The following is a 12345-nucleotide window of genomic DNA, read 5'->3' as shown; positions in this document are numbered from 1 at the left end:
ATGGATAATTTGCGGACTTGGTGGCAAGGGCTCGCATCGCGCGAGCAGCAATTAGTGGGCTTTTGCTCGGTATTCTTAGTTATAGGTATTTTTTATTGGGGTGTTTGGACGCCGATTGCCAATGCTGAAGCCGATGCATTACGTAACCTCAATGCACAGCAACAGACGTTGAACTATGTAAAACAAACGGCGAATAAAATAGCGAGTCTTAAGCAGAACGGTGCTAAGCCAACTACGTCGGGCAGTTTAAGCTCAGTGGTTAACCAAACTGCGGGCAATTATGGGTTAGTGATTACTCGCATGCAGCCCCAAGGCGATAAGATCCAAGTGTGGATGGACGATGTTCCTTTTGATGCCTTGTTAGGTTATTTGAGTGAGTTAGTACAGAAGAAAGGACTTTCACTCGAAAGTGTTGATTTGGCTGAGGCCGATGTACCTGGCTATGTCAAAGTGAGACGTATCCAATTAGCGCAATAAATTAAGGTGTAGCTGTGAGTTTGATAAAAAAAGTCATCATAGGCGTACTGATTTATTTAATATTTTTAGTCGTTCTATTCCCCGCTAAGATTGCGATAGCGTTAGCCCCATTGCCCGCGAATATCAGTGTTTCGGGTGTGAGTGGCAGTATTTGGTCTGGCAGCATAGAAACCTTAAGTATGCCGCAGCGTCAGGTAGAGCAAGTGCGTTGGGATCTGAGTCCTTGGGCGCTATTTTTAGGTAAAGTGAAAGTTGATTTTCAAGTGGGCAGCCGCGCAACACCTGTCAGTGCTAAGGGATTAATTTCTTGGTCTATGGGAGGCTTAAGTGCGCAGGGGCTACGTTTCGAAGCGCCGGATAGTTTTTTACTCGGCAATGCAAAACTGCCCTTTAGAACCGAAATTACCGGTGAAGTCAGTTTGTTGGTTGAGACGCTAGAGCAAGGTAAGCCTTGGTGTGAACAGTTGTCTGGTAAGCTGTTTTTGAATCAAACCAATGTTAAGAATCAGTTTGGTAACTATCCTCTAGGTAATATTGAACTCGGACTGAGTTGTGTCGAAGGCAAAGCGCAATTGGCCACAGATGAAACCAAGAACCAGCTTGGTATTGTTGGTACCTTACAGTTAGATGAAGGCAATATGGTGAAGGTTGAGGCTAAGATTAAAGAAACGGCAGAGCAACCGGAAGATATGCGTGAGTCGCTGAATATTTTAGGTAAGCGTGGTGCGGATGGTTATTTCCCTGTGGTATATCAGGGGCGGATCCCTGGGTTATAGCGCTGTTTTAGATGAGCACTTAAACTTAATGTGAGTGCTCAGATGTGAAGGCCGTAATGCGAGAGTTGCGATTAAATGTCCGATCATAAAACAATGCGATGAATAGAAACGAAGGCACCTTAGGTGCCTTTTTTATAGCCTTTTTATCGCGTTAGATCAGTCAGTAGTGAGTGATAGTCGGTAATCGCGGGGAAATCTTGAAAGACTTTGACTGGTTTTTTACTGTCTGGGTTAGCAATCCCCAATTGATGGCCCACGCCAGCAAGTTTAGCGGCCTTGAGTATGGCTTCGCTGTCGTCGATAAAGAGACAGCGACTTGGCTCAAGTTGAAACTTTTCAAACAAGGTGAGCCAGAATTGTGGGTGTTCCTTAGGGTAACCCGTCTCGTGGCTGGAGATCATGGCATCGAGCCCCGCGGCCAGCTCGGTATGTTCAAGCTTTAGGGCAAGACTCTTAGGATGCGCATTGGTCACTAGGATGCGCCGTTTACCTGCAGAGGCTAAGGCCGCTAAAAATGGCATGCTGTCTTGGCGCAGTTGAATACGATCCACTAAAGTGCGGTGCAAGCCCATAATGTCGAGCTGCAGTTGCTCCTGCCAATAATCGAGACAGTACCAATCGAGCGTGCCTACGACTTTCTCATAGGCGTTCACAACTAATTGCTGCGCTTCGTTGTGGCTCACACCTTGTTGTCGACTCAATTCCTGCGGTACTAAATTCAGCCAAAAATGATTGTCGAAGTGCAAATCCAATAGGGTGCCATCCATATCGAGCAGAACCGTATCGATAGTCTTCCAGTTAAACATGGGTATTTCCTATTTTTGCAAAACTGAATCACGCTTAGCATTGATTGTTGCACTGCGTAATACTCAGTGATGACGATGATTCGAGTCACTTGTATGCTTAAATCTTTGTGCTAGTCTTGGATGATTAATTATTTTTAGTCTGAAAATTAAGCGGTTGGATATGGATATCTGTTCTTTTGCCCTATTAGCTCAAGTTTCAAACTCCCTTAGTTTACAGCAAGAGTTGAATGCTTTACTGCAACAAGACTGGTTACCCCATGTAAATCAGCGTGATTATATGGGTGGTTGGGATGTTCTCGTCTTACGCTGTGCTGCAGAGTATCGCGGTGCTCATCCTATCTTGCAAGCCTTCTCAATTTCTACCGGTCAGTACTGGCAAAATTTGCCTCAACTCGAATCGAGCCCTGCGTTATGCCATTTTCTACAATCTTTAGCCTGCCCAGTGAAATCCGTGCGTTTGATGCGCTTACATGCGGGGGCAGAAATCAAACCCCATAGAGATCAAGGACTCTGCCTAGAACAAGGCGAGGCAAGACTGCATTTGCCACTGCAAACGAATGAGCAACTCAACTTTTACGTGGACGATAAACGTGTACCCATGCAGGCCGGAGAGCTTTGGTATATCAATGCCGACCAAGTCCATTGGGTTGAAAATAAAGGGCAGGATGCGCGGATCAATTTAGTGATTGATTGCGAGGTCAATACATGGTTAAGGGAGTTAATCGATGCTGCAAAAATCAGAGCTTGAATTAGGGCATAGTTTGGATGTAGCTGTATTAACTCAGTTTGCTAATGCGCTACTGCTGTCAACCTCAGCAGGAGAGTCTAAACGGCTCATTGATCCCATGCTGAAGCAGTTATGCCAAATAGCGGCAGTGGAGTTACACCCCGAGTCTTTTTTGGATACTGAGGCGAGCCATACGCCTTTTGGTAAGGCGGTGTCACTCACTACCGCGGCGCAGTGTGCCGAAGATCCCGAACGGGGTCGAGTCTTTATACAAGGGATTTATCAAGCAATACAAGATCGTCTAAAGGCTCATCCCGGGCAGATTGTGAACATCCTATATGCGGGGACTGGACCTTTTGCTTGGTTATTATTACCTCTGCTGCCGTTATTTTCTGCGAGTCAAATTCAAGTGACTTTGCTCGACATTCATCAAGCCTCGTTAGATAAAGTCACTAAGCTTATTGAACGCTTTGATTTGGCTGATCGTGTGGTGGAGCGTGTCTGTGCGGATGCCACGCTTTGGCAGCCAAATACAGTCGTAAAGTTTGATGTGATTCTTTCCGAAACCATGAAGCACTTGTTGCAACAGGAGCCGCAAGTGCAAATTTTTACCCATTTACAGGCGTATCTTGCCGATGATGGTGTGCTCATCCCGCAAAATATTGAGTTAGACGCTTGGCTTGAGTGTCGTACTGTGCAGGATTTTGTGGAGACGCATTATTTAGGACCGTTATTCGCGCTCAACCTACAAACAGCGCGCTTACTTGCCAGTGGAGACCGTAGCTTCTTGGCTGGTACTTTACTGCTCCCCGATTTCAGCCCGAGTGCGGTAACGCTTAAGTTCACGACTTCCATTCAAGTCTATGGTAATTCCACGCTGAGCGAAAACCAATCTCAACTCACGTTACCTCGATATCGACGTGAACATTGGCTTAAGCCGCTCTCATGCCTTGCTTTTCGATATGAGCAGGGTACTCATCCCGATTTTGTGTTTGATGTTATAGAGCAAAAACCTGTGCTTGTGTCGAGTGACGATCTGAGCTGCTTAGGCATTTATCATTTGCAGCGGCTTTGGCAAAAGATACAGCTACGCAAACGGGGAGTGCCATTCACTGAACCGGCTAATGAATGGCACTTAGATAAAACCTTGCTGGATCTTTGTGGAATAGGGCTCGAGCCGGGTCTAAGAGCTTTATATCAAAACGATCATCAGTCAGCTTTTGTTGCTTACATTCAGCAAATCGCCAAGCTGACAGCCGCGGATATTGCTGGGATTAATCAGCAATTAGGCGCTATTTCCCATGGATTAATGCCATCGGTCACAGTACCAGAAGTCGAAGACTTAAATTCAGCAGAGGTTGAAGACTCAAATCCGGCGGCAGTACTCAGTGAGTCACAACTCAATTTTTGGCACAGTGAAGGTTACTTAGTGATCCCGCAAGTGTTATCGGCAGAGCAATGCGCCGCGACGCGAGCCTTGATTTGGCGACAGTTAGGGGCGAATGAACAAGACACTGCGACTTGGTATCATCCCCATGAATTGATGCAGAAAATTATGCTACAGCTGTTTCGTCACCCAACTCTCGATGCGAATCGCCAGACTCCACTCATCCGCCAAGTATTTGAACAGTTGTGGCAGCGAACCGATCTGGTGATGACGACCGATAGAGTCAGCTTCAATCCCCCTGAAACACAGATATGGCGTTTTCCTGGGCCCGATATGCATTGGGATATGCCGCTACAACTCCCGGTCGAGTTTGGCACCCAAGGGTTAATCTATTTAACCGACACCAGCGAGGATCAAGGGGCATTTTGTTGCGTCCCCGGATTTCATCTTAAGATAACGGATTGGCTGGTTGAACAGGCTAAAACGGATATCGAGCTGCAGCAGCAGGATTGGCATGAATGGTCGGTGAAGCCGATAGCGGCAAAGGCGGGGGATCTCATTATTTGGCACCATGCCTTGCCCCATGGTGCCAGTCCTAACAGGGCTAAGCTGCCACGTATGGTGCAATACATTAACATGTATCCGTTATGAGCCAGTCGCAGCGGTATTGGTCGTTAGTCCATAGTCCGATTGCCTTGAGGGAACTGAGCAAGGCGACGACTATGGTTGAGTTCTGTCAGTATCTTCGGCAGTTTTGGGCTCTGCCAGACTATGGTGATGGTGAATTACTGGCTATCTTAAGTGCAGGTAATCGGCAATCTTTGCAGGCCGATTTATCCCTCTTGTGTCAGTTTTGGGCTCCAGCAAACTATGATCCAAAACACAGGGTGCTAGAGTGGATCTCCGCCATGGAAAAACCGACATTACCTTTTCACTCTGAGCATATTTGTGCCGTGCGTAGCCAGATGCTGTCCGCCTTGATAAGGCCTAGAACCCCTCTATTACCGCTGCCCGATCCACTTCGGCTGACGGCGCAAGTGCAGCCAGCGGGTTTTATCTTTCACCTCTCGCGTTGTGGTTCCACACTCGTGTCGCGTAGTTTTGCTGGGCTATCTAAATGCAGGGTGTTATCTGAGTCGCCTCTGCTGACTCAAGTGCTACTGGACAGGAGCCTATCAGACACACAAAGACGTGCGGCTTTAACATTTTGCATTAATACCCAAGGTCAGTTGTTTCATCCTGAACAGCATTTGTTGATTAAATGGAATGCGTGGGATTTGCAGTTCTGGCCCTTGATCCTGTCACTGTATCCCAAGGTTCCTGTCTTATTATTACTCAGGGATCCGGTAGAAATACTGGCTTCACAGCAAAAGTCGGTCGGCTTTCATATGGTGCGACACCCATCAGGACCTTTGTTTAGTGAGTTATCAAGGGTTGAGGCTAACGAGACGACACTGGATTATCAATGCAAGGTACTGCGGTTATTATTGGACTACAGCTTAGATGTCAGTAGGCAGAGTCAAGTGCTCGTTATGGATTATAAAAATGTATTACCTGCGATAGCGGATAATATTGCTAAGTGGTTTTTGTTGGATCTCTCTGCAGAAGAGCGAAGCCAAGTTGAGTTATGTCAGTTAATACATTCTAAAACCGCGACGCAATTTTTCGTGGCAGATTCACAGTCCAAACAAATGTTTTTTTCGGCTAAGCAAAAAGCACAGATCCACAGTTATTGCAACTGGTCGAACCTTCACCTTTTTGAAACTAAAAAGTAACATCTATCTTGTATTTTATTGTGACGTAAACTAACTTTACCTAGCTGTTTATATTTAAAAATATCAGAAAGTTAACGTTTTTATTCTAGGGATGGAAAATGCAAGCATATACTTTCAAGCAGTTAACCGCTTTATTAGGCGATCACATCACATTGACTGACTCTCAAGGGAGTCGTCTTCAGCTGGTTATTCACAATGTCGAACAAGGTGTACAAAGTGCTCCCCAATGGGAGGCTTTTGCGCTCTATTTGTTAGGACAGGAAAATATTCGGGTTCCCCAAGGCAATTATATGTTTGAGCACCCAGCATTAGGGGCTGAAACCTTATTTATGAGCCCTAAGAGTCAGGTGGAATACGAAATTGTGTTTAATCGCAGAGTCGTTTAAGGCTGCCATTCCATTAGCAGATAGACCTCATTTGCCGTGCTTTTATGTTTGAAACCGAGCTTTTCGTACCATAGGCGTGCTGGGTTGTACTGTTCCACATGAATACTGACCACAATGTGTTGTTGGCGCGCTTTAGTAAAGAGTTGCTCAAAGAGATAGCTACCAATTTTTTGTTTTTGATATGCGGGAAGCAAACTGATATCGACTACGCGGATTTCAGTTGTCCACTGGTCGACAAATAATCGGCCTATCGGCGTCTGATCCCATTCGACGATAAAGAACTGCTCGGTATTGTAATAGTGAGTGTAGTGATGCAGTTGAGCCGAAAACTGTTGCTGTAAAAATGCCGCTTTTTGGTCCGCGGTAAAGGGAACTTGAGATAATTCATCGTCCCTGGTTGTTGCGTAAAGTGATAATAAAAAAGGCAGATCCTCTGGTTGGTAAGGCCGTAATTGAATCCTGTGTTGTAGATCTGTCATGCGTCACCCCTATGGTTATTTGACTTGAGTGTAAGAGTGAAATCGAACCCTTGTAAAGTGTAAAAAAGGAGAGAGTGATGGATCCATTTATAAGTGAAATAAGGATATTTGGTTTTGATTGGGCGCCCAGAGGGTGGGCAAAGTGTGATGGATCTTTACTGTCCGTTCAGCAAAATCCCGCACTATTTGCTTTGCTCGGTAAGAATTTTGGGGGTAATGGCACGACAACGTTTGGCTTACCGGATTTAAGGGGGCGAGTCCCAGTGCATTTGGGCACCACGGCGAGAAATTCACTCACTTATGTCACCAGTACAATTGGCACCGCTGGTGGTAATGAGGGGATCGCATTAACCGAGGCACAAATACCCGCCCATAATCACCAAGTAACGGCCTCATCGTCACCTGCGACCTTAAAGGCATTGCCGGATAACGTCATAGGTGCCGCCATTAATAAACAGAGCTCTCAAGCGACTCATATGTATGCCCCCTTCGATGCCGCTAATCATGTCAGTCTTGACCCAGGTTCGATTGGACTCACGGGCGGAGGGTTGCCACATCAGAATTGTCAACCTTCGATGGGGGTCAATTTCTGTATTGCCCTGCAAGGCATATTTCCATCTCGTAATTAACCTATACCGACAAGCAGGAGATGATGATGAGCGAAGCATTTATTGGTGAAATCAGATTATTTGGCGGGAATTATGCCCCCGTAAACTGGCATAAGTGTGATGGAACCATGCTAGCGGTTAATGACTATCAGGCGATGTTCGCCTTGATAGGCACCTTGTATGGCGGTGATGGCGTCAATACCTTCGGCCTGCCCGATTTACGTGGCCGAGTACCTGTGGGGGTGGGGCAAGGGCCCGGTTTAACGGCACGGACGATAGGGGGAAAATTTGGTGCGGAGACTGTGTCGCTGGTATCCACTGAATTACCCTCTCACAACCATACGTTAGCTGCGAATAAGGCGGCGGCGTCCTCGGAATTTCCAAGTAATGCGCTGTTTGCCGCTCAAACGGATGGCGATAAGATTTATTTGGCAGAGGCTAGCACCAATCAGCTGGCGACACTGGCGGCCACTTCGGTTTCTACCGCTGGTAATAGCCTACCACATGCGAATGTGATGCCATCCTTGGCTGTGACTTACATTATCTGTCTGAATGGCTTGTTTCCATCCAGAAATTAAATCTACTGAGTATTCATGGAGTCTCATTATGGCCGATCCATTTGTTGGTGAAATCAGAATAATGGCAAACACTTTTCCACCCTATGGGTGGGCGCTGTGTGATGGACAATCGATACCGATATCGCAAAATCCTGCGCTCTACTCTGTGCTGGGCATTGCCTTTGGTGGTAACGGTAGCACGATATTTAATTTACCGGATTTTAGAAGCGCGACACCTATTTGTTCGGGACAGGGATCTGGGTTGTCAAATGTGGTACTGGGTAAATTTAGCGGTGTGGCAGACGTGACACTGTTAAGCACTCAAATGGCTGCACACAGCCATTCTTTAAATGGCAGAACAACCATAGGTAATCAAGCTGGTCCTGATGAAACCTTATATATAGCCGCGGATGGCGCGGGTGGCAGCGGTGAAAATATTTTTTACATGGTACCGAGCACAGCGACTGTGGATAGCATAATGTCGCAAAATAGTCTTGCAGGTGCGGGTTCAGGTATGTCACATCCGAATACTCAACCTTATTTGACCTTAGAGTTTTGTATTGCGCTCAATGGCGAATACCCAGTTCGTAATTAGTTGGATTGGCAGTGTGGTGGTTAAGGCCTCTTACTGGACTAAGTAAGAGGCTGTCTTAATCGCGTGTTAATGGCTGGGATTGAATGTAAACGATGAAGGTCATTAACCTGTTGTTGCGGTGGTTTTGGGTGTTTGTTCCCCTGTTCGTTGCGCCGTTACAGGCGGAGACAGTGACATTTAAAAATTATGGGCAATGGGTTGGGTTCGAATCGGCGAGTGACGGCCTCTATCGCCAAAAGGCTGCAGATCTCATTGTGCAATTCGCCCCTCGTCTGATTGTAAAAACAACACGTGAGGTCACCACGGCTGAAATGGCCGCAATGGCGCCGGATGCGACGCGGATTACCGATTTGTTTTTGATGAATCGTTACCGCTATTTTTTGCTCCATTATGATGGGCAAGCGCAGGCATTTGCTGCCTTGGTGAAGTTACAAGCTGAAGCGAAACTTCTTTTTATTCAACCCGATTTGCGCCAGCAAAGGCAAAGGGCCGCTGCGCCTATGGGATCTGGGTCTGAGCGAATAAGCGAGGTGTGGGCGCTACCCGCGCATTTAGCTGGAGTGAAGAAGAGTGGTTTGTGGCCCTCGAATGGCGGTGAAGGGGTCACAGTGGCTGTGATCGATGATGGTTTTGAGCTGTCACATCCAGAATTTGCACAGTTGAATACGCGTTTTTATTATGATTTTTCTAGCAGGCAATTGGTGGATGCCAACCCGCACCACGAGGTTTCTACTGGGCGGCATGGTACCCAAATCGCCGGGGTGCTTTTTGGCTTGCACAATCGTCGCGCGCCCGAAGGGTTGGTGCCTAAGGCCAGCTTTATTGGTATTAGTCAGCGAGATACTTGGACTAGCCAGACCTTACAAAGTTTTTATCTTGCTTATCTTGCCAAAGCAGATGTGATCAACTGCAGTTGGCATAGTCAATGGTTACTCGAGCCTATCGAGGATGTTGTGGATGTGATGGCGCGCGAGGGGCGAGAGGGCAAGGGGGTTGCTGTGGTGTTTGCGGCGGGCAATCAGGGCAAATTGTTAACCCCAAACATGCATGAGGCCAGCATAGCGAGTGCGATAGTGGTCGGTGCCGCCGATGCGAATGGCATGCCATTAAAGAGCAGTAATTTTGGTTATACAGTGGATGTATGGAGTATGAGTGAAAAAATAATCAGCACGGATGCCAATGGTGGCTATAGTTATTTTTCAGGAACCTCAGTTTCTGCTGCAATTATCACAGGTTACATAGCTTTGCTAATTGCCAATGATCCCTCACTGGATGTGGATCAGCTGCTCGATAAATTAAGGAAGATGCCAGAATAATATGCAAGATATGACGCCCCCAGTGCCATCCGCAGATGAAGTGAATCGGGAACTGGATTTTGCCAGTCACTGCAGCAGCAATTTCCCCGCAATTCTCGCGGGTTTAAACATTTCCTTGGTTGTGACTAGCTATCAGGCCCATAGGTTGTTTTTTATCCGCTCAGACGGTAACAAAGTGGATGTTCACTTCAAAAATGTTCCGCGCCCTATGGGGTTAGCCGTTACGCCGCAACAGATTACCTTAGGGACATTACATGAAGTCTGGCGTTTTCGACGCAGTGATGCGGCGCTGGACTTTTTATCTGAGCCGTCACAGGCCGATACCTGTTATATCGCGAGCGCGAGCCATACCACAGGGCTTATCAATATTCATGACATTGCCTATGGCAAAAAAGGCCTATGGGTGGTCAATAGCAACTTTTCGTGCCTCGGGACCCTAGAGCCTGGTTACAGTTTTGTGCCGCGCTGGAAGCCAAGTTTTATTTCTGAACTGATGCCTGAAGATCGTTGCCATTTAAACGGCATGGCGATGTTGGACGGTGAGCCTGCCTATGTGACGACCTTTAACCAGCTGGATGTCGCAAGATCTTGGCGTGAGGCCGCTAAAGATAAGGGCACTCTGATTGATGTTAAAACCGGGGCGTTAAAGCTCGCCAATTTAGTTATGCCCCATTCACCCCGTTGTTACCAAGGATACGTCTATTTTTGTGAGTCGGGCCATGGTTTAGTGCGTCGCTTTGATCCCCGCACAGAAGAAGTGATTGACGTGGTGAAGTTGCCTGGTTTTACCCGCGGCATGGATTTTTATGGCCCTTTGATGTTTGTCGGTTTATCTAAAGAGCGTGACTCTGGCATCGCAGACCCTGCCGCCATAACACAAGAGAATGCTGAAACCTTGAGCGGCATCTGGTGCATTAATCTGGCCGACAACACTGTTGTTGGCTATGTCAGTTTTGAAGGGAATATCGATCAAATTTACGATGTCGCCGTGTTAGCCGGCGCTGTCTATCCTGAGTTATTGCTGCCGGACGATAAGCAGGCAATGTCAGTATTTCATTTTCCGCCATTAAAATGGTGAAGTTGTAGCCAAGAGGTCGCATTTTATGGATAAGCAGATGTTTAAAAAGGGATTGCCGCTGTTATTTTTGGCCGCACCATTACAGGCAGCACCTGTCCTATCGCACCTGTCTGGCCGAGGTATGGGGCGGTCGGCGAATAGTGGTTTCAGTATCTTGCGTGAGCAAGATGAGCTTAGTCTGGCTGAACTCGCCCCAGAGTTTGACGGTGCGCAGAGTTTCGCCGCTTTTACCGACTCGTACCTGCCGGAGTTATCCGATGCGACCGTAGTACCGCATGATGTATTAAGCTTTCTTAGTCAAAATGATCTGCTGCAACCGAGTCAGAACATAGCAACCAGCAACAGTGGTGATTTGGATAATGATTTTAATAAGCGCTTCAGTGGATTGGTATTTCTTTGTAGTCCTGATTACTATTCAACATCATCGGGTTGCCGGATCCAAAGCATCACACGTCAGACACCTGCGACCTCACCAACGGATGCCGATTCATTAATTTGGAGATTGCTTTTCGATGTACCAGTCTCAGGGGTTGGCGCGGTAGATTTTACGGTCGGAGGGACAACGGCAACGATTACCTCTGTGGTGCAAAATAGCTCGACAGATTACAGCATGACTTTATCGGGCGGTAACCTCGCCAACCTGAATGGTACTGTGACTATCGAACTGGCGCCAACTTACGACATTCGGCTTGTCAAGACGGGTGCCTTGATGGAGTCTCGGGGGGACGACAATCTCAACGATGGTGGCGCGGATGCAGTCAATGGCACCAATGATAATTTTTACCTCTTGGTCAATTCGTCAACCCCGGTAGTAACAGATGGCAATATCAGTATTTCCGGCGCAGCGGGCACGGGGGGAACCTACAGGATGGGCGATACGGTTACTGCGACCTGGAACAATACCGCAGGCGGCGATAATAACGCGGACCTTACCGGCGTTACCGTCGATTTCTCACAGTTTGGCGGCGGTGCCGCTGTGGTGGCCAGCAACAGCAGTGGCACCTGGACTGCGACTTATACTATTACCGCGGGCGGCATCGATGCCGGTAGTCGCAATGTCAGCATCACGGCTACCAACGCGGGTGGCCCCACCACCACGGCCGATACCAGCAATGCCACCGTCGACAACATAGCGCCGACCGTCAGCAATGCCTTCATTGGCATTTCCGGTGCGACCGGAACCGGAGGCGCCTACAAGATTGGCGATACGGTCACTGCCAGCTGGGACAACTCCGCCTTTGGCGACGATAACAGCGATACCATCAGTGCCGCGACTGTCAACTTCAGCCAATTTGGTGGTGGTGCAGCCGTTGCAGCAACTAACAGTAGTGGTACTTGGACTGCAACCTACACGATAGTGGCTGGTGCGATTGACACC

At 47.6% G+C, this 12345-nt stretch carries 13 protein-coding genes and 1 pseudogene; 12 read left to right on the top strand and 2 right to left on the bottom strand.

Annotated features, from left to right (window positions below):
* Together L5L98_RS15290 and L5L98_RS15285 are read left to right on the top strand one after the other, a co-directional pair.
* The gene (locus tag L5L98_RS15290) at positions 1-477 is read left to right on the top strand and encodes a type II secretion system protein M (protein ID WP_105251002.1); all 477 of its coding nucleotides are present in this window, start codon (positions 1-3) and stop codon (positions 475-477) included.
* A 14-nt stretch (positions 478-491) separates the two neighbouring features.
* Positions 492-1253 (top strand): type II secretion system protein N, encoded by a 762-nt coding sequence (locus tag L5L98_RS15285; RefSeq protein WP_173497004.1) that lies wholly within the window; start codon positions 492-494, stop codon positions 1251-1253.
* Positions 1254-1396: 143 nt separating this feature from the next.
* Here L5L98_RS15285 and yrfG read toward each other — a convergent pair whose 3' ends face one another.
* Entirely contained in the window at positions 1397-2059 is a 663-nt protein-coding gene (gene yrfG, locus L5L98_RS15280) for a GMP/IMP nucleotidase (RefSeq protein WP_263142171.1), read from the bottom strand.
* 160 nt (positions 2060-2219) lie between these two features.
* Here yrfG and L5L98_RS15275 point away from each other — a divergent pair, with 160 nt between their 5' ends.
* From L5L98_RS15275 to L5L98_RS15260, 4 genes are all read left to right on the top strand, one after another.
* Positions 2220-2807, top strand: coding sequence for an aspartyl/asparaginyl beta-hydroxylase domain-containing protein (locus L5L98_RS15275; protein ID WP_263142170.1), 588 nt, complete (start codon positions 2220-2222; stop codon positions 2805-2807).
* On the top strand, positions 2785-4824 hold the full coding sequence (locus L5L98_RS15270) for a phytanoyl-CoA dioxygenase family protein (RefSeq protein WP_263142169.1): 2040 nt from the start codon (positions 2785-2787) through the stop codon (positions 4822-4824). Before L5L98_RS15275 ends, L5L98_RS15270 begins: the two co-directional genes overlap by 23 nt.
* Positions 4821-5948 carry a sulfotransferase family protein gene (locus L5L98_RS15265; RefSeq protein WP_263142167.1) on the top strand — a complete coding sequence of 376 codons (1128 nt, stop codon included), beginning with the start codon at positions 4821-4823 and terminating at the stop codon, positions 5946-5948. The genes L5L98_RS15270 and L5L98_RS15265 overlap by 4 nt, the downstream gene beginning before the upstream one ends.
* A 98-nt stretch (positions 5949-6046) precedes the next feature.
* Positions 6047-6334 (top strand): DUF6916 family protein, encoded by a 288-nt coding sequence (locus tag L5L98_RS15260; protein ID WP_263142166.1) that lies wholly within the window; start codon positions 6047-6049, stop codon positions 6332-6334.
* On the opposite strand, the gene L5L98_RS15255 is transcribed toward L5L98_RS15260, so the two are convergent.
* On the bottom strand, positions 6331-6813 hold the full coding sequence (locus L5L98_RS15255) for a GNAT family N-acetyltransferase (protein ID WP_263142165.1): 483 nt from the start codon (positions 6811-6813) through the stop codon (positions 6331-6333). The two genes, L5L98_RS15260 and L5L98_RS15255, sit on opposite strands and share 4 nt — an antisense overlap.
* Positions 6814-6890: 77 nt before the next feature.
* Between L5L98_RS15255 and L5L98_RS15250 the strand changes: the two genes are divergently transcribed.
* The 6 genes and pseudogenes from L5L98_RS15250 to L5L98_RS15225 form a co-directional block, all read left to right on the top strand.
* A complete protein-coding gene (locus L5L98_RS15250; RefSeq protein WP_263142164.1) occupies positions 6891-7442 on the top strand; it encodes a phage tail protein in 552 nt (183 codons plus the stop codon).
* 26 nt (positions 7443-7468) lie between these two features.
* Complete coding sequence (locus L5L98_RS15245; RefSeq protein ID WP_263142162.1) at positions 7469-7999, top strand: phage tail protein; 531 nt, start codon at positions 7469-7471, stop codon at positions 7997-7999.
* A 28-nt stretch (positions 8000-8027) separates the two neighbouring features.
* Positions 8028-8573: a phage tail protein gene (locus L5L98_RS15240; protein ID WP_263142160.1), complete on the top strand. Its 546-nt coding sequence runs from the start codon at positions 8028-8030 to the stop codon at positions 8571-8573.
* Between the two features lie 170 nt (positions 8574-8743).
* Positions 8744-9889 carry a S8 family peptidase gene (locus tag L5L98_RS15235; protein WP_263142158.1) on the top strand — a complete coding sequence of 382 codons (1146 nt, stop codon included), beginning with the start codon at positions 8744-8746 and terminating at the stop codon, positions 9887-9889.
* 1 nt (position 9890) lies between these two features.
* On the top strand, positions 9891-10967 hold the full coding sequence (locus L5L98_RS15230; protein ID WP_263142156.1) for a TIGR03032 family protein: 1077 nt from the start codon (positions 9891-9893) through the stop codon (positions 10965-10967).
* Between the two features lie 37 nt (positions 10968-11004).
* Positions 11005-12345 (top strand): annotated as a pseudogene (locus L5L98_RS15225) (hypothetical protein); the annotation flags it as partial.

The organism is Shewanella sp. SM23, assembly GCF_025654295.1.
GTDB classification, from domain to species: domain Bacteria; phylum Pseudomonadota; class Gammaproteobacteria; order Enterobacterales; family Shewanellaceae; genus Shewanella; species Shewanella oncorhynchi.
The sequence above is the reverse complement of the archived record's forward strand: the minus strand, read 5'-3'. Positions and strand labels throughout refer to the sequence as shown.

Bases quoted from the DNA above. Each gene is read 5' to 3' on its own strand.
- L5L98_RS15290 (WP_105251002.1), top strand. From the start codon at position 1: ATGGATAATTTGCGGACTTGGTGGCAAGGGCTCGCATCGCGCGAGCAG.
- yrfG (WP_263142171.1), bottom strand. From the start codon at position 2,059: ATGTTTAACTGGAAGACTATCGATACGGTTCTGCTCGATATGGATGGC.
- L5L98_RS15275 (WP_263142170.1), top strand. From the start codon at position 2,220: ATGGATATCTGTTCTTTTGCCCTATTAGCTCAAGTTTCAAACTCCCTT.
- L5L98_RS15270 (WP_263142169.1), top strand. From the start codon at position 2,785: ATGCTGCAAAAATCAGAGCTTGAATTAGGGCATAGTTTGGATGTAGCT.
- L5L98_RS15265 (WP_263142167.1), top strand. From the start codon at position 4,821: ATGAGCCAGTCGCAGCGGTATTGGTCGTTAGTCCATAGTCCGATTGCC.
- L5L98_RS15260 (WP_263142166.1), top strand. From the start codon at position 6,047: ATGCAAGCATATACTTTCAAGCAGTTAACCGCTTTATTAGGCGATCAC.
- L5L98_RS15255 (WP_263142165.1), bottom strand. From the start codon at position 6,813: ATGACAGATCTACAACACAGGATTCAATTACGGCCTTACCAACCAGAG.
- L5L98_RS15250 (WP_263142164.1), top strand. From the start codon at position 6,891: ATGGATCCATTTATAAGTGAAATAAGGATATTTGGTTTTGATTGGGCG.
- L5L98_RS15245 (WP_263142162.1), top strand. From the start codon at position 7,469: ATGAGCGAAGCATTTATTGGTGAAATCAGATTATTTGGCGGGAATTAT.
- L5L98_RS15240 (WP_263142160.1), top strand. From the start codon at position 8,028: ATGGCCGATCCATTTGTTGGTGAAATCAGAATAATGGCAAACACTTTT.
- L5L98_RS15230 (WP_263142156.1), top strand. From the start codon at position 9,891: ATGCAAGATATGACGCCCCCAGTGCCATCCGCAGATGAAGTGAATCGG.